Consider the following 23,587-nt stretch of genomic DNA (forward strand, 5'->3'; position numbering starts at 1 on the left):
GCAATTAAACGATTTCTGCGCTTAATCCAGCTTCTAAAAGTTGAATGCATTGCGGTTTTAGCTTGTCAAGCGGACCTGTTTTTACGGTGCATTTACCGTTGTAGTGTACAATCAAGGAACATTGTTCTGCCTGTTCTGCAGTATGGCTGCAAACACGCATTAAAGTATCAATTACGTGGTCAAAAGTGTTTACATCGTCATTATAAACAATAATTTCGTTATTGAAAACTGTTGCTTCCTTTTCGCGAACTTTTTCTCTTACTTTTTCTTTAGTACTCATCTTGTCTAGTTTTTGTACTGGTAATTACTTATAACTAATTTACGTATTTTAATGAAACCCAATTGTTTCGCTGTAGCTTTTTAACATATGTCAATCCTTTTTCAACGCATGAAGCATCGATAAACGGAATATCTTCTTCATAAAAACCGCTGAATAATATAATCCCTTTTGGGTTTAAAGAATCAACATAAGCCTGCATATCATTTAAAAGAATATTTCTGTTGATGTTAGCAATAATCAAATCGTATTTTTTACCAGCTAATAAGGCGGCATCGCCTTCGTAAACGGTAATATGTTTGCAATTATTGCGCTCAGCATTTTCAATCGAATTCAAATAACACCAGTTGTCAATATCGATTGCATCAATTGGTTCGGCCCCTTTCATTTCAGCTAAAATAGCCAAAATAGCAGTTCCGCAACCCATATCAAGGGTTTTTAAACCTTTAACATCCATATCTAATAAATGTTGAATCATCATATGTGTTGTTTCATGATGTCCGGTTCCAAAACTCATTTTTGGTTCAATTAAAATATCAAATTCGGCATCCGTTTTTGGGTGAAAAGGAGCGCGAACGTGGCATTTTCCGTCAACGTCAATTGGTTCAAAATTCTTTTCCCATTCTTCATTCCAGTTTACCTGATCGATTTCTTCAATGGTATATTCAATTTTAAATTCTTCAGACTGTAAAATATAAATGTCATCCAGAATATTTTCATCCCATAAATCTTTTTTCACATAAGCTGAAATTCCGGTTTCTGATTCTGTAAAAGTCTCAAACGCTTTTTCGCCTAATTCTGCAATTAAAATTTCTGATCCTGGTTCTTTCGGTTCAATCGTAAAATGATAACCTAAATATATATTCGACATAAATGATTTTTTTGCAAAGGTAAGAATAGAAAGGAGAAGTAAATTATAAATCTAGAAGAACATTGATAATTTAAGAATATTTTAAAACATAAAAAAAGCGATACCGTTAAGTATCGCTTTGTATTTAATTTAAGCTACAGATTAAAATGATTAAAAAAAATCTGTGAAAATCTGTGCAATCTGCGGCAAAATAATTTTTTAAATTGCTGTTACAATAGCTAAAAAGTCATCAGCTTTTAAAGCTGCACCTCCAATTAAACCACCGTCTACATCTGGTTTAGAGAAGATTTCTTTAGCATTGTCTGGTTTTACAGAACCACCGTATAAAATTGAAACTTCATCAGCGATTTCAGCTCCAAAAGCTTTACGAATCGTTTCTCTGATAAATTCGTGCATTTCCTGAGCTTGTTCTGGCGAAGCAGTTTCTCCAGTTCCAATAGCCCAAACTGGCTCATAAGCTAAAACAACTTTAGACCAAGATTCTTTCGCAATATGGAATAATCCGTCACGCAATTGGTTTTCAACAATGTTGAAGTGATTTCCAGATTGACGGTCTTTTAATTCTTCTCCAAAACAGAAAATAACAGTCATGTCATGTTTCAAAGCTGTATCAACTTTGTTAGCGATTAATGCATCAGTTTCGTGAAAAATAGCTCTGCGCTCAGAGTGACCTAGAATTACAGTATTAACACCAATACTTGTTAGCATATCTGCAGAAATTTCTCCTGTAAAAGCACCGCCTTCAGCTTGGTGAACGTTTTGAGCAGCAACTCCAATAGTTGTGTTTTTTACTTTTGCAACAGCTGCTTGTAAATTTACAAATGTAGGCGCTACAATAACTTGTGCAGTTGTTTGTGCAGGTATTTTAGTGATTAATTCGCTTAATAATTCTTCAGTCTGTGCTGCGTTTTTATGCATTTTCCAGTTTCCTGCAACAATCTTTTTTCTCATTTTGGTAGTTTTTATTATTCTTTTAATTTTTTGTTTTTTTCGGTAATTTTTTAAGCTTGTTTTAAACCTTTTAAAGCTTCATTGATTTTATCAAAATCAGTTTCAATAGCACGGTAAAGCACTATATTTCCTTTTTTATCAACGATGATGTAACGTGGAATCCAGTCTAAATCGATCGCTTTTCCAAAAAGACCTTTCATTCCGTCATTCATCATATAATGATCGCCTTTTAACTCGTGTTTTTCAATTCCCGCTTTCCATTTATCAGCTGTTTTATCAGCAGAAATAAATAAATAAGAAACATCAGGATTATTTGCTTGAAGTTCTTTTACTTTTGGCATTGCTTTTACACAGTCACCACACCATGAAGCCCAAACTTCGATAACTAAAGTTTTTCCTTTATATTTTTTTAAAATGCTTTTGAATGCAACTTGACTGTCGTCTGTTGCTAATAATTTTTCAGATAAAGCTTCTTTTGAAAATTCTTTTTTCTGTGCTTGAGAACATGAAAATGTAATAAATGCTATAACAATTAAGGCTAACTGTTTCATATTATATTTTAAATTATTTTTATTAAGTACTGAATTCACAAAGTTAAACAAACAAATTGAATGCCAAATGGAGATTAACAAAATTTGAAGAGTCGTTTGTTTTGTAACAATTCGTTAAATTTTGGTTACGAAAAACAGAATGAAATCGTAATAGTAGATACAAAAAAACCTTTATTTTTTTGAATGCGTATTTTTTAAGGAGAGAATGGATTGAATTTTTAGTTTGAAGGCTAATTTTTAAAGTAAAAAAACGTCAGATTTCAACGAAAAAAGCTTTCAATAAATTTTAAATATTGAAAGCTTTTTATGTTTTTAATTTGAGAATCTTTAATTCAAATCATAATTCTCATTTGCCCATTTTTTACTCGGAGCAATCCACAAGTCCGAAGCTTTATATAAAAAGCCATGCTTAAGATTAGTGTTTAATTCAATTTCTTTAAAATGATTTATTTTTAGTTTTGAAGTTTCTTTTCTTTTGATTGCCGAAACGCCATAGATATCTGATTTTTCATAAATGGTCAGAATGTTTCCACAAAAATTGATTTCTGGAGCCTGCTCAATATCAACATCTCTAAAACATCCGATAAAAACAAAATTCACATCAGGATTAGCTAAGTAAGTAGATGTATATTGTGCAATATATCCTCCCTTTGATGTTCCAATTACAGTAATTTTACTTGGAGGAACACCTTTTTTTAATAATGCTTTTATTTGTTTGACAATTTTTTTTGCATACTCAGCGGCATTAGTGTTTTTACTTCTTATTTCACTATAGACAACAAAATTGTCTTTTCTAAATGAAGCTAAAATTTCATTGTATTCTGCTTTTCCATATTCAGGATGTGCCACATTTAAAGGGTTCTGTTCTACAAAAGCATTGTGGAGAAAAAAGATATATCGCTGGTCTTTGTTATCTTGAGCAGAAGCAAGAATACTGAAAAACATAAGTAGTAAATGAGCAGCAAAGAACTTTGGTAATTGTTTCATGGATAAGGTTTGTTTCGGATAATTCTAGAACCAAATATAATTAAACAATAAAGGAATTTAATAATTTTCTTATAAAAATAAACGCCAATATTTAAAGAAAAATATTGGCGTTTATACTATTTAAGTCGTTGGTTTTTTAAATACCGTAAGCAACATCAGATAATTTTAAATGATCAACATCGTTATAATGCACTTTTTGAACAATAGTTTCTTTTAGTAAAAACCACAATACTCGAATTTGCTTTTTCAATCGTTTTTAAAGCTGTTGCGTCGCAAAAATAGAAAATAAGGTTGTTTTTTCTTTTTTAGAAAATGATGATACGTCATTAAAAGAAATGGGAATGTTACAAAAATTAGCCAGATTATAAATGATCTGGGAACGATTTCAAAATAATAATTTAAAAAGAAAATAGTACTAACAAAAAGAATACAGAACTTAGAGTCTGATTTGCTTACTTGTGTATCTGAATATCGATCGATGTGTTGATTTTTGAGTTCTCTTATTGTATCAGAATACTCTATAAAGAAGAATATTTTCCAACTTGGCAGAAAACCAATAAGCATCATAAAATTCTGAATCATGTAAATACTTGAAATACCTAACAGAAAATATTGAATTGCAATATAAGTTGCTTGTATTAATTCATTAGTGCTTACAGCATTTCCATTATGAAAAAATCCAGATAAATTATCGATAGCAAAAAACATCATGATTATCGAACTCCAGATGCTTAGGATTAGTTTTTTAGTATCAGATAAATAAGCTTTACTAAAAGCATTATAAAAAGAAAATAAGGAAAGTAAAATTACAATAATAATAAATGTTCGTAAGATGATATTATCAAATCTTATCAAACCATTATCTATAACCCAATAAATCATGGATATCGAAAGTATTAAGGTTATGCCTTCTGTTAATTGAGGAGCAATTCTTCTCTTGTTAAATATTAGTGAAAAAGCAACATATAAAATAAAGAAAACAATAGGCCAAGCTAAAATACTTAGATTTAAAATTTGCGTCAAATCAAATTTTGAATTAGGCGAGATGTGATATAAATAAAGACCTAAACAAAAAGTAGAAATAAAAGAAATAATAGCTATTACAGCAGCTGTTGTCCATGTTTTTGTGATTCTTTTGCTTTCGAAAATAATACCTGAGATTAATGCCAGGATGTGAAGAGGAATCAAATGCATGCCATCAGTTTCGTAAAAATTAGAATCACAAATGGCATAAAGAACCACAAAGAATATAAATAAAAAAAAATAAAGAATTTTAGAAAACTTGATAGTTGATTCATTTTTTGGTATTGAAATCATGTTTCTTATTGGTTAATTGTTTATTCAAAAAAACGCCAATAACTCTAAAAAAGAATATTGGCGTTCTGTAAATTATTTGTTCAAGCTTTTAGATACCGTAAGCAACATCAGATAATTTTAAATCATCAACATCGTTATAATGCACTTTTTGAACAATAGTTCCTTTATGTATTACCACAATGCTTGGGTTTGCTCTTTCAATCGTTTTTAAAGCTGTTGCATCACAGAAATAAAAGTCAATATCAAGATTATATTGTTTTTTAGCTTTTGTAATTTCATCAGCTCCAGATGCTGTCATAGCAACAACTTTGTAACCTTTTGCTTTTGCGTCGGCACTCACTTTTGCTAATTTTTTCATTCCTTCAGGATTAGATAAAGCCAGGTCATAAGTTACAAAAACCAGTAATTTGGGTTCTTGCAATAATTCTGCTTTATAATCAGAATCGTCTTTTGTCATGGTAAAATCATGAATAGGCGGTACGTAACCTTCAGTAATCACTTTGTCTTTTCGGTCAACAAAAGTTGCGCCTTCTGGGATATTCATCAAATCTTTTTCGGTAAATTCTTTATCAACTCCGTTTACTTTGTAAATGAAAATCATTTCAACTACTGATTTTGGAGCGCCTTCCGGAATTTCCATTCCTTTTTCGATATTAGTTCCCACTTTGTATGGACGAAAATCTTTTATCGGATTATGATTTAAAACCCAAACCGCCATAAAAACGCATAAAACAATGCTGATTAATGTAAGTATATTGGTAACCATTTTCGAAAATAAAGGTTTTACCAATTTTTTATTGATGAATAAAATTATAATAAAGAAAAGTAAAACAATATCTTTTGTAAAGGATTGCCAAGGCGTTAAATGTAAAGCATCACCAAAACATCCACAATCTTTTACGACATCAAAATAAGCAGAGTAGAAGGTAAGGAATGTGAAGAAAACAATTAATAATAATAATGCCCAAATGGTTAATTTTGATTTATAACCAACCAATAACATCACGCCCAAAACTACTTCTAAAATTACCAAAAAGATGGCTAACCCTAAAGCCAATGGCTCTAAAAAAGGCATGTTAAATACTGGTTCGCTAAAATATTCGGCCAATTTATAAGAGAAACCAACAGGATCATTTAGTTTGATTAATCCGGAAATGATAAATAAAACACCGACAAATAATCGGGAAAATTGAGTAATGATGTTTTTCATGGGAATTTATTTGGGATTTTTTGCCAAGAATTTCCACGAATTAATTTGTGAAAATTCGTGAAATTTGTGGCTTGTTTTTATTTAATAGGATTTAGAATTAAGGCAAAAACAGCATAATTAATCATGTCTTGATAATTAGCATCGATTCCTTCAGAAACTAAAGTTGCGCCTTTGTTGTCTTCAATTTGCTTAACGCGAAGCAATTTTTGCAGAATCAAATCTGTCAAAGAACTCACACGCATATCACGCCACGCTTCACCATAATCGTGATTTTTGGCTTCCATTAATTCCTTGGTTAACTTTACTTTAGCATCATATAATTCGGTTGCTTTTTCAACATCCAAATCAGGCTGATCAACAACGCCTAATTCTAATTGAATCAAAGCCATAATAGAATAATTGATGATTCCGATGAATTCTCCTTTTTCATCTTCATCCACTTTACGGACGTCATTTTCTTGTAAACTTCTGATTCGTTGCGCTTTTATGAAAATTTGATCAGTCAATGATGGGAGTCTTAAAATTCTCCACGCACTGCCGTAATCTTTCATTTTATTGATAAACAAGGTTCGGCAAACCGTGATTACATTATCAAATTCAAGGGAAGTATTCTTCATTTATTGCTGTATATTTGCTAAAATTTCTTCAAAAATAAGGATTAAATTAAAGAGTTTCAAGTTTCAGGTTTTCTTTGTTTCAAGTTTTTTCTAAACAAAGTGTTAACGGTGTAACTTGAAAGTAAAAATTATGTTTTACGTTTCAGGTTTCAGGTTTGCTTCGCCAGTTCGGCTTTCAGCCTCGGGTCAAGTTCTCGAACTTACGCAATCTTGACTAACTTGAAACTTGAAACAAATAAAACTTGAAACAAAATGTTGATTAACTGCAAAGGCGAACTTATAGATTTATCAATTCCTAAAGTTATGGGAATTTTGAATGTAACGCCAAATTCCTTTTTTGACGGAGGAAAATATAAAAATGAAGACGAAATTATTTCGCAGGTTGATAAAATGCTTTCTGAAGGCGCAACATTTATTGATATTGGAGCTTACTCAAGTAAACCAAGTGCCGAATTTGTTACCGAACAAGAAGAAATCGACCGGATAGTTCCTGCCATTGAATTGATTTTGAAGCATTTTCCTAAAGCTTTATTGTCAATTGATACCTTTAGAGCCGAAGTTGCAAAAGCGAGTATAGAAAGCGGCGCAGCGATTATAAATGATATTGCAGCAGGAGAATTAGACGATAAAATGTTTGATGTTATTGCCAAATACAATGTTCCGTATATCATGATGCACATGCGCGGGAATCCACAAACCATGCAGAGTTTGACGCAATATGATGATATTGTAAAAGAAATACTTTTCTATTTTTCTGAAAAAGTGAAAAAGGCGAGAAGCCTCGGAATAAATGATTTGATTCTGGATCCAGGTTTCGGATTTGCTAAAACAACCGACCAGAATTATGAAGTTTTGCAAAAAATGGAACTTTTTAATTTATTAGAATTACCAGTTTTAGCCGGAGTTTCAAGAAAATCGATGATTTATAAAACGCTTGGAAATTCAGCGCAAGAAGCTTTAAATGGAACAACGGTTTTAAATACAATTGCGTTGACAAAAGGAGCAAAAATTTTGCGCGTTCACGATGTAAAAGAGGCGGTGGAATGTGTGACTTTGTTTAATAAAATGAATTTATAATCGCATGGTTTGTCTTTTTAAAAACAAATAAAATATGAAATACTTTACTCTAATTATTACTTTTCTTCTTTTTTCTTGTGGAGAAAAAAAAGACGTTTTACTTCCAAAAGCAAACATAACTATTGTAAAAGACGTTCAGGATCATTCGCCAATTTACATCTTTTTCAAAACGGATGGAAAAGACACCATCGGTGAAGTAAACAGAAAAAACAGCATCATCTCAACCAATTGGATTTTCAATATTGACAAACGTTTGCCTTTAAAATTGGTAATACCGGAAGTAATGAAATTGCAGGAGAAAAAGCGTGGTGACAGCGCGCACAAAAACGAAAACGCCCAAAATTATTATTCTTATGCAGATTCCATCGGGAAGAATTTAGCTTTTCTGCCTTTCACGAAAGTGTATTATAAAATAGAAAATATCAGTAAAAATACCAGCCAATTGTATTTCAGAAAAAATGGAATGATAGAATATAGAGGCAGAAAAACCTATGATTTTCCTAAAAATAATTTGAAACCTTTTTTAGATAGTTTGGTAATAAATCCAAAAGCTGAAATTATATTTTCATACGATAAAAAGATGCTTTACGGAGATTATATTCAATGTAAAATCTTGGTCAAAACGATAATTGATAAAAAGATTCCATTCGTTTTTATAAATGACGAAAAAGAATATATCTATTAACAATTTTACAAAAAAAAATGACAAATAATCAAATCAACGATTAACCAATTAAACGGTTAAACTCTATTGATGATGATAAGGTTCATTTCGTAAAATCGTAAATCCGCGATACAATTGTTCAATAAAAAATAAACGAACCATTTGATGTGAAAACGTCATTAGCGAAAGCGAAATTTTCCCCTGTGCTTTGCTGTAAACCGTGTCTGAAAATCCGTAAGGACCGCCAATTACAAAAACCAAAGTTTTGATTCCTGAGTTCATCTTCTTTTGTAATTCTTCAGAAAAACCAACGCTTGAGAAGTTTTTTCCATTTTCATCCAATAGAATCAGTTGATCTGTTGGAGAAAGTTTTGACAGAATCAATTCGCCTTCTTTTTCCTTTTGTTGGCTTTCAGATAAGTTTTTTACGTTTTTGATATCGGGAATAATCTCCAAATCAAATTTGATATAAAACGACAAACGTTTGGTATAATCGTCAATCAAAGTTTGAAGCGATTTATTATCGGTTTTGCCAATGGCGATAAGTTTGATGTTCATTGTATTGTTTTTTTACGACAGATTACACAGATTACACAGATTCTCAAAGGTTTAAAAATCATTTAAAATCTTTTAATCTGTGTGTGGGATAAAAGATTATTTTTTATTTTCAAAAACGGTTTCAAAATGCTCAACAACCGGAAAAGGCTCATAATAATTGTGCAAAATCTTCTTCCATTCTAAATATGCTTCTGAAGTTCTAAAACCTACTGTATGATCTTCCAATGTATTCCAATCAACCAATAAAAGATATTTATTTTCAACTTCCAGACATTTTTCTAAACGATGTCCTAAATAACCATCAATTGATGAAATATATTGACTTGCCTTAGCAAAATCAGCTTCAAATTGATTAGCTAAATCAGGTTTTATAAATAAATAAACGGCTTCTAGAATCATAGTTTAGGTTTCGTTAGTTTTTAGAAAATTTATCTTCAAAAGTTTTAAATCTTGAATCTAAATCTTTCAATAATTGCTTTTTTACCGAAGCATCCTGAATAAAGCTAAAATTGATACTGTTGTAAACGTATTGCTTTATAGTTGCATACGAAACGTCCTGATATCTTTTGGCTAACAAAACATATTGTTCTGTCATATTGCTTCTTAAAATCCCCGCATCGTCTGTGCTGATAACAATTGGAACATTAAATTCTTTGTAAAGCGTAAACGGATGTCTGTTTTCTTTTACTTTCAAAATGAATTCGTTACTTGCTAAATTAATCTCAATTGGAATATTATTTTTAGACATATAGTTCAATAAATCATACGAATTTGCTTCGTAAGCGATGTCAACTCCATGACCAATTCGGTTTGCACCAGCAACATGAATAGCATCGTTAATATGCCAAGTCAAATCTTCGGGCTGCACTAAACCTAAAGTAAGCTCGCCAGCGTGAAGCGTGTATTTTACATCTGGAAACTTAGTGTGACAATATTTAAACATGACCATATGAAGCCAGTAATCTTTCATAGAATTTTCGCCATGTTCTGGTGAAACGATATTTACACCGGCAGTAAGTTTGCTTTCGTTTGAAGAAATAAAAGCAATTACCAGATTTTTGAATAAATCTACAGGCTCCATAAAGCGCAAAACAAAGTTCTGATAACGCATTGTAAAACGCTCATCATCAATTTTTAAGTCTTTATGAAGTTTTGCTAAGAAATTGGTATTGAAATCTTCAGCATATTTTTTAGCGTCTTTTCTCTGAAGTGATTTATACAATTCGTCTAAAAGTTTTAAAACTGCTTTTTCATCTTTTTGAGCGGAAGCCTGACGAAGTTTTGTGTTGAAATCAGTTAAATCTGAAACATTCATATCACACGGAATTGTAGATAATTGTGTTTCAATATAGCTTACATTTTCAGTAATGGCGCGCTTTTTTAACTCGAGCATTCCTTCTGCAAAATGACCTGCAATAGTTGGTTCAAATTTCATAAAAGAGTCAAAAAACAAATCGTCAGAAGGAACAGAGCCGTTATAATCCTTAACCGACCAAGTTTGCATAATTTGTTGTTCGTAATAATCCAGTTTTTTGAGTTTTTTTATACTATCGAAATTTATCCAGTTTCCTTTTTCTGGTTTGGTTTCAGAAACTGCTAGAGTTTCTAGATTCAAATAAAAATTTTTCGCAATAGCTCTTTCTAAAAGTGGTTCTGCATAAATTGATCCTGAAAAATGGTGGTGTAAATCGCCTCCTTTTGGCATTTGTTGAAAAAAAGCTGTTAAGAGAGCTTCATTATTTCTGATTTTTTCTAAATAACTTTCAGCCGTTTGAGAAAAGCCGATTTGTGTTATAAAAATACAGAAAAGCGTAATTATTCTTGTCATACTCTAAGATTAAATTACATGCAAATGTAAGGCTTTTCAAGGAGATTTGAAAATGTGTTTTGAAATTAGTGTTTCTTTATGTTGATTTAACCGCAAAGAACGCAATGGTATAGCACAGTTTTAACCAGACGCAAACAAAAAAGACGCACATTAGTGCGTCTCTATATTAAAATCTTAGAACCTTAGTATCTTAGAACCTTAGCATCTTAAGAAAATAAAACATCATGAATTGCTTCAACCTTATCAAAAACACTTTTAGCAAAAGGACAAAGTGGAATAATTTTTAAATTGTTGGTTCGAGCATATTCAACCGCCGCCATAACTAATTTTTTTCCAACACCTTTTCCGTTGAATTCTTCGTTTACTTCTGTGTGATCTATGATGAATTTTGAGTCTCCAGCCCAAGTATATGTCATTTTTCCGGCTTGTTTTCCGTCTTCTACAGCTTCAAAATAGCCTTTTCTTCCGTCATTTATTTGATTTATTTCCATGATAATTATATTAATGTAGTTTTGATTTCTATTGAGTGTGTAAGTACTTTATGAATTGGGCAGCTGTTTGCTATTGTTTCTAAACGCTGTCTTTGTGTTTCGTCAACTTCGCCAATTACTTCTATTTTTCTTGTAAATGAAGATACATTTCGATCAGAATCTCTTTCAAAATCTATTTTGACATTTATTTCAGAAACTTCCCATTGTTTACGATTAATGTACATTCTTAATGTGATTAAAGTGCAAGAAGCTAATGAAGAAGCCAAAAGTTCTGTTGGATTGAGACCTAAATTTTTTCCTCCAATTTCTTGAGGTTCATCAGCAATCAAAACATTTCCGCTTGCTGATGTGACTTCTGTACGATATAATCGTGTATCTATTTTTGCTGAGATTGTATCCATAATTTATTTGATTCTTGGTTCAGGTAATGGAACAAATTCGGTTTCGCCTGGAACTTTTGGAAAAGTTTGTTCTGTCCAGTCTTTTTTTGCTTTTTCGAGTAATTCTTTATCCGAAGAAACAAAATTCCAAAAGATAAAATGTTCTTCAGGGAATGGCTGTCCACCAAAGATATAAATGGTTGAATTTTCAGAAATTTCAAATTCACAAAGTGTACTGTCGTTTGTAATTAAAATTTGTTTTGGATCATAAACGTGTTCACCACTTTTGATGCTTCCTTCTAAGATATACAAGCCGCTTTCGCCGAATAAATCTTTTCCGATATTGATTTTCTTCGCCTCAGTACTTTTAATTTCAATAAAATAAAGCGGACTATAAACCGGAACTGGTGACTTTTTACCAAAAGCTTCACCAGCGATTAATTTGTATGAAACGCCATCTTCTTCCCATTTCGGAATATCATCTGCTTCAACGTGTGTGAAGTTTGGATCCATTTGCTCTAATTCTTTTGGAAGCGCCACCCAAATCTGCAATCCGTGAAGCATTTTGTCTGAATGTCTTAAGTATTCTGGTGTTCTTTCAGAGTGAACAATTCCTTTTCCGGCCGTCATCCAGTTCACGGCGCCCGGTTTTATTTCTAAGTCGGTTCCCAAACTGTCACGGTGCATAATGCTTCCTTCAAACAAAAAAGTTAGAGTTGAAAGGCCAATATGCGGATGCGGAGGAACATCCATATTTTCATGATCACTTAAATGTGCAGGTCCCATATGATCGATAAATACAAAGGGTCCGACAGCTCTTTTTTCACGGAAAGGCAATAAACGGCCTACCATAAAATTGCCAATGTTGGCAGCACGTTCTTCGATAATTAAACTGATATTTGACATGGTTATTTTGATTTGATTTGAAAACAAAATTACAGTTGTGATAGGAATCTGTAACTTAATTTAGATTAAGAAAAGTTGTTTTTTGTATTAACTATAAAAGTAAGGAAAATGTCGAATAATTCAAATGCTTCTTTTTATGCAGTCTTGTTTGTCATTCCGAGGAACGAGGAATCCCCACGAGAAGCTCGACAAAGATTGGAGCTTTAGATTACGGAGTTACTTGCGGAGATTCCTCGTTCCTCGGAATGACAAACTGACCCGTTAAACAGGAATAATTTGTTTTTTTAATCAATCAACTCAAATTCCAAAACTTCACTCTCAGTTCCATTAATAATAATCGACAATTGATGTATTCCAGTATGAAAAACTCTCGTCGTAATTAATTTAAAAGATTGATTTCTCTCAATTTTCGTCAATTGATTTGGATGGTAAATTTTCTCACTGATTTTAAAGACTTTTTTAGCTAAATGACCCTTTGCTTTTTTGTAATGAACCGCATATTCTAAACGAATCGTTTTTGCTTCTTTATTTTTATTATTCAAGTGAAATTTGAACTGTAAGTAATCTCCAATTTTGACTTTTGGCGTTTTAATTTCAAAAGACGAAAGTTCAATATTTGTGCTTTCTAAACCATAATGACTTAGAATTTCAGGATGACCTTGTTTTAATAAAGTTCGGCATCCGTGTTTAATAATTGCATCAGTTTCTTTGTTGTGTCCCTTCCATTTTGAAGCGATTTCTAATACTATTTGAGGATTATCTTTTGCAATATCATTTAAATTATTAGCAACACTTCTGCGGACATATTCTGAAGGATCATTTTTTAGATTTTCTAAAATAGGAAGAATAGAAGAAGGATCTTTTTTTAGAAACGGAATCGCCATTGCCCAAGGTAATCTCGGGCGTGAACCTTCGCTGGCTAAACGTCTAACGTGATGATTTTCGTGTAAAGACCATTTTACCATTTCGTCAATCATTTGTTCTTTATATTTTAAAATAAAAGGACGAACGGCAAATTCACAACTAATAAATTGTGTTATAGAAACAAAGGCTTTCGCCGAAGTTTTAAAATCGTTTAAGCCGTACATTTCAATATAATCGGCAAAGAAAATGAAAGCGAGATTACTATCTGCAAAATTGTTTTTCTTTAAGTTTTCGATGATTTTATCAATCAAAGAAACAGCTTCGGGAAAATTTTGAGGCATAAATTGATGAAACACAACTGTTGTGTGTTTCATTCTTTCTTTCCATTCTTTTTGCGCAAAATCGCCTTCATAAATCGCTTCAATAAATTTTTGTTTGTTGAATGTTGCATGCACTTCGGCAACAGCCTGACTAAATTTTTCGTAAAAAGAAACGGAGTAAATATCTTTAATTAATCCCATGATTTTGTTTGAATGAACTTCAAAGATATTTAATGTTCATTGAATTTTCTACCATTAAGTTTATTAAGTTTTTTTGATTAATTTTTCTTAATCGGTTGCTTGTTTAAAAAAGAAATATTTTAAAATCATTGTTTAGTTAAAGGTGGGAAGTGACATTAAGAATTCGAACTTAATTTTCTTAATTTCTTAATGGTTAAAAAAGAAAATTTTAATGTTTTGAAAAATTTTTCATGTTAAGGAAACTTTCAAATCCATAAAATATGTGCTACTTTAGCATCTTATAAAATTTAGAAAAAAATGATTAGCGAAGCACAATTTCAAACCGAATTACAGTTAATGATAAGCAATGCAATTCGAGAAGATGTAGGTCCGGGAGATTATAGTTCATTGGCTTGTATTCCTGATACGGCGCATGGACAGGCTAAATTGTTAGTAAAAGATCAGGGGATTATTGCGGGTGTTGCCTTGGCGAAAATGATTTTTGAATTTGTTGATCCAAAATTAAAAATAAAGACTTTTATTGAAGATGGAACGCATGTAGAATACGGAGATGTTGTTTTTGAAGTTTCGGGAAGTTCGCAGTCGATTTTAAAGTCTGAAAGAGTGGTTTTAAATACCATGCAACGTATGTCGGCCATTGCAACAAAAACAAATCATTTAATGCAACTTTTAGAAGGAACGGACGCTAAAATTTTAGACACACGCAAAACAACACCGAATTTCAGAGTAGCCGAAAAATGGGCAGTAAAAATTGGCGGAGGCGAAAATCACCGTTATGCGTTGTATGATATGATTATGCTGAAAGATAATCACATTGATTTTGCAGGCGGAATAACCCTTGCGATCAAAAAAACTAAAGAATATTTAAAAGCTAATAATTTAGATTTAAAGATTATTGTTGAGGCCCGAAACCTTGACGAAATTCGTGAGATTTTACTAAGCGACGGCGTTCACAGGATTTTGATCGATAACTTTAATTATGAAGATACCAAAAAGGCTGTAGATTTAATTGGTAAAAAATGCCAGACAGAATCTTCTGGAAATATCAACGAAAAAACTATTCGCGGGTACGGTCTTTGCGGTGTTAACTATATATCATCCGGAGCTTTAACGCATTCGGTTTATAATATGGATTTGAGTTTGAAAGCGTTTTAGTGAAAGTTATGAGTTTTGAGTTATAAGTTATGAGTTTTGTAATCTAAAATCGGAACTCTAAAATCTAAAATCAATAAAATATGTCGCAAGAAATAGAAGCTCGGATTGAGAAATTGCCTGTAGTGCGCTCTTTAGCCCGACTTTTAAAGAAAATAAAATTGCCTTGGCTGGAAGGTTTTTCGCTGTATGATTTGATCGAAATGTACGTTATCGGAATTATTGACGGTGCATTTTCTTATCACGCAAGTGCGGTTTCTTTTAGCTTTTTTATGGCTTTATTTCCGTTTGCCTTATTCATTTTAAACTTAATTCCCTTTATCCCAATAGATAATTTTCAGGATGATTTTCTTCAGTTTGTGCAACAAGGAGTTCCTCCAAATACGTATGATGCTATCAGCAAAATTATCAGCGATATCTTAAATAATAGTCACTCGGGATTATTGTCAACTGGTTTTTTTCTTTCGATTTTCTTGATGGCAAATGGCATTAACGGAATATTAAGCGGTTTTGAATCTTCAAAACATGTTTTTGATAAACGAGGATTTTTACATCAATATTTGGTAGCGCTGGCAATTTCGCTTGTAATGACTATAATATTGTTTGTAACGGTGGCAACGATTGTTGTTTTTGAGGTATTTATTCAAAAAACAATTATTCAGGATGTGCTCAGTGACCGAATTCCATTGATTATTTTGGGCCGATATTTGTTTGTTGTTTTAATGATTTTGATAACATCTTCAATATTATTGCGTTATGGTACTAAACAGTACAATAAAGTCCCTTTTATAAGTATCGGATCTGTTTTTACAACGGTATTAATTGTTATATCTTCATTCTTTTTTGGGATTTGGGTTATAAAATTCTCAAAATATAACGAACTTTACGGTTCTATTGGGACATTATTAATTCTAATGTTTTACATTTGGATAAACTGTATGATTCTGCTTTTAGGGTTCGAATTGAATGCTACTATCAGAAAATTAAAACAAAAAAAAAATAAATAGTATGAAAAATTGGATGTTAGCAATTGGTGTTTTTTTCTTCGCAATGAGTGTTCAGGCTCAAAGTGTTATTGGAAAATGGAAAACAATTGACGATGAAACTGGAGAAGCAAAATCAATTGTAGAGGTTTACGAAAAATCAGGAAAAATATACGGTAAAGTAGTAGAAATACTTCGTGAGAATCATAAAAAAGATGTTTGTTCTAAATGTGAAGGTGCTGAAAAAAACAAACCAATTTTAGGAATGGTAATTATTAACGGTCTTAAAAAAGATGGAAGTGAATATAACGACGGAACTATTTTAGATCCTACAAACGGTAAAAAATACAAATGTTACATCACTTTAGAATCTGCTGATAAATTAAAACTTCGCGGTTATGTTGGGATTTCTTTAATGGGAAGAACGCAATACTGGACACGAGTGAAATAATTAATTCAAAATAATACATGCGAAAATTAGCTTCGATAATTTTATTCTTAGTTTTAACTTCAAATAGCTTTGGACAATCTAAGAATTCGCTATTACAAATAAGTCATCTTACAGGTGACTTTTATGTTTATAGAACCTTTCATGAATATAATGGTACGATGATTTCTGCCAATGCCATGTATTTAGTTACGGATAAAGGTGTTGTTCTGTTTGATGCTCCTTGGGATGAAACACAATTTCAGCCTTTATTAGATACAATAAAAGCAAGGCATCATAAAGATGTCATAATGCTTTTTGCAACACATTCGCATGATGATCGCGCGGGCGGATTTGAATTTTACAGAAAAAAAGGAATCAAAACCTATTCGATTAAGTTGACCGATGATATTCTTAAAAAAGAAAAGAAATCAAGAGCAGAATTTATAATTCCGAATGACAAAACTTTTACAATTGGGCAGTATACTTTTGAAGTTTATTATCCAGGAAAAGGCCATGCGCCAGACAATATTGTAGTTTGGTTTGCTAAAGAAAAAGTGCTTTATGGAGCTTGTTTTATAAAAAGTGCCGATGCAAAAGATCTTGGTTATTTAGGTGATTCTGATGTGAAAGAATGGAAGAAGTCAATCGGTAATGTGAAGACTAAATTTAAAAATCCAAAGTATATTATTCCTGGTCACGAAGATTGGAAAAATATAGAATCTTTAAATCATACTTTAAAATTGGTTGATGAGTATTTGGCTCAAAAATCTATTGAGAAAAAATAATTCTCTAAATCATACTTTAAAATTTCTACATGTTTTTTATCGAAGTTATTTTACCGCTTTCCTTAGCAAAAACGTTTACTTATCGTATTTCTGAGGCTGAATATCATTTCATTAAAAAAGGAATGCGCGTGGCAGTGCCTTTTGGTAAAAATAAAATATACACGGCACTTGTTCTGGATATTCATGAAAATGCGCCAACATTATACGATGCCAAAGAAATTCATCAGATTTTGGATGAAAAACCAATTGCAACTGAAATCCAGATAAAACATTGGCTCTGGGTTGCTAATTATTACATGTGTGGTATTGGCGATGTATATCGTGGTGCATTTCCGAGCGGATTATTATTGGAAAGTGAAACAATTGTGTCCCACAAACCCGAAGTAATTGTAAATGACAGTGAGCTTTCGGATGATGAATTTTTAGTTTATGAAGCTTTACAGCATCAAAGTTCGTTAAAGGTTCAGGAAATTGCTTCGATTTTAAATAAGAAAAACATACTTCCGGTTCTTCAGAAATTGATAAGTAAAGATATTATTGTTTTAGAAGAAGAAATAAAAGAAAACTATAAACCAAAATTGGTTAGGTATGTAAAACTGCATTCCAAATATGAATCTGAAAATGGTTTGACCGAATTGCTGGATGCGTTGAAAAGTGCCAATAAACAAAAAGAAGTTGTTTTGGCTTACTTTCAGCTAAATGCTTCAGAGAAAAAGCCAATTACAGTAAAAAAACTTACCGAGACTTCGAATGTAACAGGAGCTGTTGTTAAAGCTTTAATAGAAAAAGAAATTTTCGAAGAATATTATTTACAGCACGACCGAGTTTCATTTAATGGAGAAAAATCAGAAAAAGAGCTTCAATTAAGTGAAGCTCAGGAAAATGCTTTTCTTGCGATAAAAGAGCGTTTTTCTGAAAAAGAAGTTTGCCTGCTTCATGGTGTTACGTCAAGCGGGAAAACAGAAATTTACATTAAATTAATTGAGGAATATTTGCAGACTGGAAGACAGGTTTTGTATTTGCTTCCTGAAATTGCACTTACAACACAATTGGTTTCTCGTTTAAGATTTCACTTTGGCGATAAAGTGGCTGTTTTTCATTCAAAATACAGCAACAACGAAAGGGTAGAGGTTTGGAAACAAACGCTCGAAAATTCAGAAAAAGCTCAAATCGTAATAGGAGCAAGATCGGCTTTGTTTTTACCTTTTAATGATTTAGGGTTGTTAATTGTTGATGAAGAGCACGAACAAACTTTTAAACAAACGGATCCAGCACCAAGATATCACGCGAGAGACAGTGCTATAGTTTTGGCTAATTTTTATAATGCTAAAGTTTTATTAGGATCTGCAACGCCAAGTATTGAAACGTATTTTAATACACAAAATGATAAATACGGTTTAGTTACGCTTACAGAACGATATAAAAATGTTCGTATGCCTGAAGTTGTTTTAGTCGATTTGAAAGACAAGCACTTCAGGAAAAGAATGACAGGGCATTTTAGCGATCTTTTAATCGAAGAAATTGCCGAAGCCTTGTCTTTGGGTGAGCAGGTAATTTTATTTCAAAACAGAAGAGGATATTCTCCTATAATAGAATGTTTGACCTGCGGACATGTACCGCATTGCCAGCAATGTGATGTGAGTTTGACTTTTCATAAATTTAAAAATCAATTGCGTTGTCATTATTGTGGTTATTCGATTGCAAAGCCAACCAATTGCCACAGTTGTTCAAGTATTGATTTAACAACGAAAGGTTTTGGAACCGAACAAATAGAGCAGGAGTTGGTTTCTCTTTTCCCAAAAGCTAAAACAGCACGAATGGATCAGGATACAACCCGCGGAAAATTTGGTTTCGAGAAAATCATCGATACATTCAAAAACAGAGAAATTGATATTTTAGTCGGAACGCAAATGTTGGCTAAAGGTTTGGATTTTGATAATGTAAGTTTGGTCGGAATTATGAATGCCGATAATATGTTGCATCATCCTGATTTTAGGGCTTTTGAACGCAGTTTTCAGATGATGACACAGGTTGCAGGAAGGGCAGGAAGGTCAGAAAAGCAAGGGAAAGTTGTAATTCAGACTTATAATCCAAATCATAATACAATCCAGCAAGTTACAAACCATAATTATATAGGTATGTATAAGGAGCAATTATACGACCGACAAATTTATAAATATCCGCCTTATTTCAGGATTATCAAGCTTACCATAAAACATAAAGATTTTGATAAGCTGAAAGAAGGCTCTATGTGGTTGTATCAGGTTTTGAGTCAAAACTTGAATATGCCAGTTTTAGGGCCAGAGGAACCCGCAATAAGCCGAATCAGAAATGAATACATACGTACTATATTAATTAAGATTCCGCAAAACCTGCATTTAGGAAATACAAAAAAAACTATTCAGAAAATGCTGAATAGTTTTGAGGCTGTTGCTCAATACAGAGCTATAAAAGTTGTTGTGAATGTAGATTTCTATTAAGATGAAGTAGATAATGCTTTAACTAAATCTTCTTTTTTGTTTCGGCTTAAAGGAATTTTTGTGATTCCAATCTCTGCAAATTTGCTGTTGAAGCGTTCTACCTTATCAATATTAATAATATAAGATTTGTGCACACGTATAAATTTATCTTTTGATAAATCGTTTTCAAAAGATTTCATTGTTGAAAGCACCAAATTGCTGTCGTCTTCTGTAACCACCCTAACATAATCTCCAAATGCTTCAATCCATTTGATTTTAGCAGTAAAGATTTTTAGTTTTTTAAGATTGCTTTTGATGAATATGTGTTCGCCTTCTTCTTCTTTAACTTCTTTTTTAAGTAAGTGCATGTCGATTGCCCTTTTGACAGAAGCGTTGAATCGATCGACCGCAATTGGTTTTTGCAGATAATCTGTAGCATCATAGTCAAAAGCTTTTAAGGCATACTCTGCTTTAGAAGTAATGAATATAATTTGCGGTTTTGATTTAAGCCCATCAAGGAAGTCAAAACCGTTAATAACAGGCATTTCAATATCTAGAAATATTAAATCGATATTATTTAAAGAGATACAGCTTTTTGCTTCTATTGCATTAGAAAAATCCCCGATTAAGTGCAAACCTGGGTGATTATTAACTAATTTTGCAATAATGGTCCTCTGTATAGAACTATCATCTACAACAACACAGTTTAGTTTCATAACATTTAAATTTAGAATAAATTCAGGATAGCATTAGTAAAAGTATTATTTTTTTTGTAAAAAAAACTAAAGTGGGCATATATTTTTTGCATTATGACGAATAAAAGCAAAAATGTGTTGTGTATTTAAATTTTATGATTACTTTTGCACCCAATTTTAACAAATAAATATTGTATTTATGAATCATTATGAAACTGTTTTCATTTTAAATCCCGTTTTATCTGAGGTTCAGGTGAAGGAAACAGTAACGAAATTTGAAGAATTTCTTACTAGTAGAGGAGCTGAAATGGTATCGAAAGAGGATTGGGGTCTGAAAAAAATGGCTTACGAAATCCAAAACAAAAAAAGTGGTTTTTACCATTTATTCGAATTCAAAGTAGCTGGAGAAGTTCTAATTGCTTTTGAAACTGAATTTAGACGTGACGAAAGAGTTATGCGTTTCTTAACTGTAAGTTTAGATAAACATGCTATTTCATGGGCGGAGAGAAGAAGAGCTAAATTAAAATCTACTAAAGCGTAATTATTATGTCTACAATCGAACAATCTGCAAAAGGAAAAAAAGACGGAGATATCAGATATTTAACGCCTTTAAACATTGAAACTAACAAAACTAAAAAGTATTGTCGTTTCAAAAAATCAGGAATCAAATACATCGATTATAAAGATGCTGATTTCTTATTGAAATTCGTAAATGAGCAAGGGAAAATTCTTCCTCGTCGTTTAACTGGAACTTCATTGAAATACCAAAGAAAAGTTTCTGTAGCTGTAAAAAGAGCTCGTCACTTAGCTTTAATGCCATACGTGGCCGATTTATTAAAATAGTATAAAAAAATCTAGTCGCTGGTTTCTGTTTTATCAGAACCTAACTTCTAAAATATAAGGACAACAACATGGAAATTATTTTAAAACAAGACGTACAAAACTTAGGATTTAAAGATGATGTAGTATCTGTAAAACCTGGTTACGGTCGTAACTTTTTAATTCCTCAAGGTTTTGCTACATTAGCAACTCCTTCTGCTAAAAAAGTTTTAGCTGAAAACCTAAAACAAAGAGCACACAAAGAGGCTAAAGTTGTTGCTGATGCTAAAGCATTAGCTGAAACTTTAAAAGCTCTTGAAATTAAACTTACTGCAAAAGCTGGTGGAGAGAAACTTTTTGGTTCTATAACTAATATTGATATCGCTGAAGCTTTAGAGAAATCTGGAAATGCTATCGATAGAAAATTCATCACTAGTGGTATCGTTAAACGTACTGGTAAATACAATGCTAGCATTCGTTTACACAGAGATGTTATCGTTGAATTAGCTTACGAAATTGTTGCTGAAAAGTAATAGTTTTAAAAACTATACAAAAATCCCGATGCGAATCGGGATTTTTTTGTTTAAAGAAAATATTAAATAGATTTAAAGTTATTTGCCTATAGCTTATAGCGTAAGGCATAAAGCCAAATAATAAATGAAATACGCAAGATTAACAAAAGAGCAATTTGAAGAACTGCATGCTGAATTTGCAAGCTTTTTAGCTACGCAGGCAATTGATAAAGCCGAATGGGATTCGTTAAAAATAAACAAGCCTGAGGTTGCTGAGCAGGAATTAGATGTTTTTTCAGATTTGATCTGGGAAGGTGTTTTGTCCAGGGCTGAATTTTTAGAGCATTTCTCTAAAAATCATATTTTCTTGTTTCAATGTTTTGAAACTCACGTTCAATCAATTGTATTGAAATCATTAGTTCCTGAAACTGATTTTTTGACTCAAGATGGTCTGCAGTGGTTGAGTGATAATATGTTTACTGAAACAATCGAAATGAAAGTAGGGAAAAAAGTTTTTACTGAAGACCGCAACGCTTCTATTTTTGAACTGATTCAGCAAGGCGCTTTTTTAAGTGATGGGCAATTATTTAAACAAATCAATACTATTATTGAGTCGTAGAAAATAGGATTCTTAGTTTAAAGCATGTTAAAAAGACTAAACAATTTACCTTCAAATTGTTTAGTCTTTTTTTATTTTTTTAACATTTGTTTAATCTTTATTGTTTTTTAAACCAAGTAGTTTTACGTGTTTATTTTGAAATTCTCAGAATTTTGTGTTTTTAGGTATGAATTAACGTGTTTTAAGGCTTTGATTTGTGTTTATGTTAAATTTCAATCGTTTTAGAATGATTATATGTAGGAATTAGATTTCAAAATTAAAATTTAACAAAAAAGAAACGTTATTTTCACACTCATAAATGTAAGTAGCTTTTGAAGCTAAAATGTGGTTTTTTCTTATGTTTTGGTTGTTTTTGTATACTTTTCGAACCAGTAACCTCAAAAAAAATAAAAAATATTTGGTTGTTTTTTGTTTTTATTTTCTATATTTTTGAAATAGAAATGTTAAACAAAACAGTTCTCTTTTTTATAAAGGAATCTTCTTTTGATATTTTATTCTTTATTTTGTTTAATGTTTTTAGTTTGGATAAACAAAAGATTTATCTTTTTTTATTAACTTAATTAGCCTGCATATGGAATTGACAATTACTCTCATTATCAAGTTTGCATTAAGTGTTCAAGTTATTTTTGCTTTGTTTTTTGGCCTATGCAATGTGTCAGGATTTGTTCGTCAAATTTCTTTCTATCCAGTTTTAAATTTATTCCAAAAATATAAATCTAATATTAGTTTGTTTCCAAACCCCAATCGGCGGTTTTGTTGATGAAGTAATGTTTTGTCGTATTTAATATTTTAAGAAAGTGCGATACTAATTATTTGATCAGATTACTGTTTCGATTTTTAGATTCTTCTAATTAAAAACTTATAAAGTCTAATCAGCTTTGTTAGCTATTGAATCAGTAAAATATTTTTACCCCCCCCTTTACATAACATATAAATTTTCTTTTATGAAAATTATGTATCAAACAAATCACTTCCTGAGGAAGATTGGTCTAGATCCATATTTCCTAAAAGTTTCGAGGGATTTTATTCTTAATGGATAAAAGAACTCTGGTTATATACTAAC

Annotated in this window: 27 protein-coding genes; 11 read left to right on the top strand and 16 right to left on the bottom strand. The window is 31.7% G+C overall.

Features of this window, described 5'->3' with window-relative positions:
* Positions 1–4: 4 nt before the first annotated feature.
* From EV145_RS14075 to EV145_RS14115, 8 genes are all read right to left on the bottom strand, one after another.
* A complete protein-coding gene (locus EV145_RS14075; protein WP_133525836.1) occupies positions 5–280 on the bottom strand; it encodes an ATP-dependent Clp protease adaptor ClpS in 276 nt (91 codons plus the stop codon).
* A 34-nt stretch (positions 281–314) separates the two neighbouring features.
* Positions 315–1,148, bottom strand: coding sequence for a 50S ribosomal protein L11 methyltransferase (gene prmA / locus EV145_RS14080; RefSeq protein ID WP_133525837.1), 834 nt, complete (start codon positions 1,146–1,148; stop codon positions 315–317).
* 198 nt (positions 1,149–1,346) lie between these two features.
* Positions 1,347–2,099, bottom strand: a complete 753-nt coding sequence (tpiA, locus tag EV145_RS14085; RefSeq protein WP_133525838.1) for a triose-phosphate isomerase — start codon at positions 2,097–2,099, stop codon at positions 1,347–1,349.
* Positions 2,100–2,149: 50 nt separating this feature from the next.
* Positions 2,150–2,650: a TlpA family protein disulfide reductase gene (locus EV145_RS14090; protein WP_133525839.1), complete on the bottom strand. Its 501-nt coding sequence runs from the start codon at positions 2,648–2,650 to the stop codon at positions 2,150–2,152.
* A 327-nt stretch (positions 2,651–2,977) separates the two neighbouring features.
* On the bottom strand, positions 2,978–3,637 hold the full coding sequence (locus EV145_RS14095) for an alpha/beta hydrolase (RefSeq protein ID WP_133525840.1): 660 nt from the start codon (positions 3,635–3,637) through the stop codon (positions 2,978–2,980).
* 246 nt (positions 3,638–3,883) lie between these two features.
* Positions 3,884–4,954 (bottom strand): hypothetical protein, encoded by a 1,071-nt coding sequence (locus tag EV145_RS14105; RefSeq protein ID WP_133525841.1) that lies wholly within the window; start codon positions 4,952–4,954, stop codon positions 3,884–3,886.
* Between the two features lie 88 nt (positions 4,955–5,042).
* A complete protein-coding gene (locus EV145_RS14110; protein ID WP_133525842.1) occupies positions 5,043–6,164 on the bottom strand; it encodes a BT_3928 family protein in 1,122 nt (373 codons plus the stop codon).
* Positions 6,165–6,241: 77 nt separating this feature from the next.
* Positions 6,242–6,781 carry a DUF1599 domain-containing protein gene (locus EV145_RS14115; RefSeq protein WP_133525843.1) on the bottom strand — a complete coding sequence of 180 codons (540 nt, stop codon included), beginning with the start codon at positions 6,779–6,781 and terminating at the stop codon, positions 6,242–6,244.
* Between the two features lie 252 nt (positions 6,782–7,033).
* On the opposite strand from EV145_RS14115, the gene folP reads away from it, so the two are divergent.
* Positions 7,034–7,858: a dihydropteroate synthase gene (gene folP / locus EV145_RS14120; RefSeq protein WP_133525844.1), complete on the top strand. Its 825-nt coding sequence runs from the start codon at positions 7,034–7,036 to the stop codon at positions 7,856–7,858.
* Positions 7,859–7,892: 34 nt separating this feature from the next.
* The gene (locus tag EV145_RS14125) at positions 7,893–8,543 is read left to right on the top strand and encodes a hypothetical protein (RefSeq protein WP_133525845.1); all 651 of its coding nucleotides are present in this window, start codon (positions 7,893–7,895) and stop codon (positions 8,541–8,543) included.
* A 63-nt stretch (positions 8,544–8,606) separates the two neighbouring features.
* Here the strand turns inward: EV145_RS14125 and rlmH are convergent, their stop codons facing one another.
* From rlmH to EV145_RS14160, 7 genes are all read right to left on the bottom strand, one after another.
* A complete protein-coding gene (gene rlmH / locus EV145_RS14130; RefSeq protein ID WP_026982293.1) occupies positions 8,607–9,080 on the bottom strand; it encodes a 23S rRNA (pseudouridine(1915)-N(3))-methyltransferase RlmH in 474 nt (157 codons plus the stop codon).
* A gap of 96 nt (positions 9,081–9,176) precedes the next feature.
* Complete coding sequence (locus EV145_RS14135; protein ID WP_133525846.1) at positions 9,177–9,479, bottom strand: antibiotic biosynthesis monooxygenase family protein; 303 nt, start codon at positions 9,477–9,479, stop codon at positions 9,177–9,179.
* 13 nt (positions 9,480–9,492) lie between these two features.
* A complete protein-coding gene (locus EV145_RS14140) occupies positions 9,493–10,908 on the bottom strand; it encodes an adenosine deaminase (RefSeq protein ID WP_133525847.1) in 1,416 nt (471 codons plus the stop codon).
* 206 nt (positions 10,909–11,114) lie between these two features.
* Positions 11,115–11,399 carry a GNAT family N-acetyltransferase gene (locus EV145_RS14145; protein ID WP_133525848.1) on the bottom strand — a complete coding sequence of 95 codons (285 nt, stop codon included), beginning with the start codon at positions 11,397–11,399 and terminating at the stop codon, positions 11,115–11,117.
* A gap of 5 nt (positions 11,400–11,404) precedes the next feature.
* The gene (locus tag EV145_RS14150; protein ID WP_133525849.1) at positions 11,405–11,800 is read right to left on the bottom strand and encodes an OsmC family protein; all 396 of its coding nucleotides are present in this window, start codon (positions 11,798–11,800) and stop codon (positions 11,405–11,407) included.
* Positions 11,801–11,803: 3 nt separating this feature from the next.
* The gene (locus EV145_RS14155; RefSeq protein ID WP_133525850.1) at positions 11,804–12,685 is read right to left on the bottom strand and encodes a pirin family protein; all 882 of its coding nucleotides are present in this window, start codon (positions 12,683–12,685) and stop codon (positions 11,804–11,806) included.
* Between the two features lie 284 nt (positions 12,686–12,969).
* Positions 12,970–14,070, bottom strand: a complete 1,101-nt coding sequence (locus EV145_RS14160; protein ID WP_133525851.1) for a DNA alkylation repair protein — start codon at positions 14,068–14,070, stop codon at positions 12,970–12,972.
* 297 nt (positions 14,071–14,367) lie between these two features.
* Here EV145_RS14160 and nadC point away from each other — a divergent pair, with 297 nt between their 5' ends.
* From nadC to priA, 5 genes are all read left to right on the top strand, one after another.
* Complete coding sequence (gene nadC / locus EV145_RS14165) at positions 14,368–15,225, top strand: carboxylating nicotinate-nucleotide diphosphorylase (RefSeq protein ID WP_133525852.1); 858 nt, start codon at positions 14,368–14,370, stop codon at positions 15,223–15,225.
* 80 nt (positions 15,226–15,305) lie between these two features.
* Positions 15,306–16,229 (top strand): YihY/virulence factor BrkB family protein, encoded by a 924-nt coding sequence (locus tag EV145_RS14170; protein WP_133525853.1) that lies wholly within the window; start codon positions 15,306–15,308, stop codon positions 16,227–16,229.
* A gap of 1 nt (position 16,230) precedes the next feature.
* Positions 16,231–16,656, top strand: a complete 426-nt coding sequence (locus EV145_RS14175; protein ID WP_133525854.1) for a DUF2147 domain-containing protein — start codon at positions 16,231–16,233, stop codon at positions 16,654–16,656.
* A gap of 17 nt (positions 16,657–16,673) precedes the next feature.
* Entirely contained in the window at positions 16,674–17,420 is a 747-nt protein-coding gene (gene bla-B1-FLAV, locus EV145_RS14180; protein WP_133525855.1) for a subclass B1 metallo-beta-lactamase, read from the top strand.
* Positions 17,421–17,449: 29 nt separating this feature from the next.
* Positions 17,450–19,900 (top strand): primosomal protein N', encoded by a 2,451-nt coding sequence (gene priA / locus EV145_RS14185; RefSeq protein ID WP_133525856.1) that lies wholly within the window; start codon positions 17,450–17,452, stop codon positions 19,898–19,900.
* Here priA and EV145_RS14190 read toward each other — a convergent pair.
* Complete coding sequence (locus EV145_RS14190; RefSeq protein WP_026729423.1) at positions 19,897–20,595, bottom strand: LytR/AlgR family response regulator transcription factor; 699 nt, start codon at positions 20,593–20,595, stop codon at positions 19,897–19,899. The genes priA and EV145_RS14190 overlap by 4 nt on opposite strands.
* Positions 20,596–20,773: 178 nt before the next feature.
* Here EV145_RS14190 and rpsF point away from each other — a divergent pair, with 178 nt between their 5' ends.
* From rpsF to EV145_RS14210, 4 genes are all read left to right on the top strand, one after another.
* Complete coding sequence (gene rpsF / locus EV145_RS14195) at positions 20,774–21,115, top strand: 30S ribosomal protein S6 (protein WP_007810575.1); 342 nt, start codon at positions 20,774–20,776, stop codon at positions 21,113–21,115.
* Between the two features lie 5 nt (positions 21,116–21,120).
* On the top strand, positions 21,121–21,417 hold the full coding sequence (gene rpsR, locus EV145_RS14200) for a 30S ribosomal protein S18 (protein WP_002987043.1): 297 nt from the start codon (positions 21,121–21,123) through the stop codon (positions 21,415–21,417).
* Positions 21,418–21,485: 68 nt separating this feature from the next.
* Complete coding sequence (rplI, locus tag EV145_RS14205) at positions 21,486–21,926, top strand: 50S ribosomal protein L9 (RefSeq protein ID WP_133525857.1); 441 nt, start codon at positions 21,486–21,488, stop codon at positions 21,924–21,926.
* Positions 21,927–22,050: 124 nt separating this feature from the next.
* Positions 22,051–22,524: a DUF6495 family protein gene (locus EV145_RS14210; protein ID WP_133525858.1), complete on the top strand. Its 474-nt coding sequence runs from the start codon at positions 22,051–22,053 to the stop codon at positions 22,522–22,524.
* Positions 22,525–23,587: the final 1,063 nt, after the last annotated feature.

Origin of the sequence: Flavobacterium sp. 245 (genome assembly GCF_004362055.1) — a bacterium.
Lineage (GTDB): Bacteria > Bacteroidota > Bacteroidia > Flavobacteriales > Flavobacteriaceae > Flavobacterium.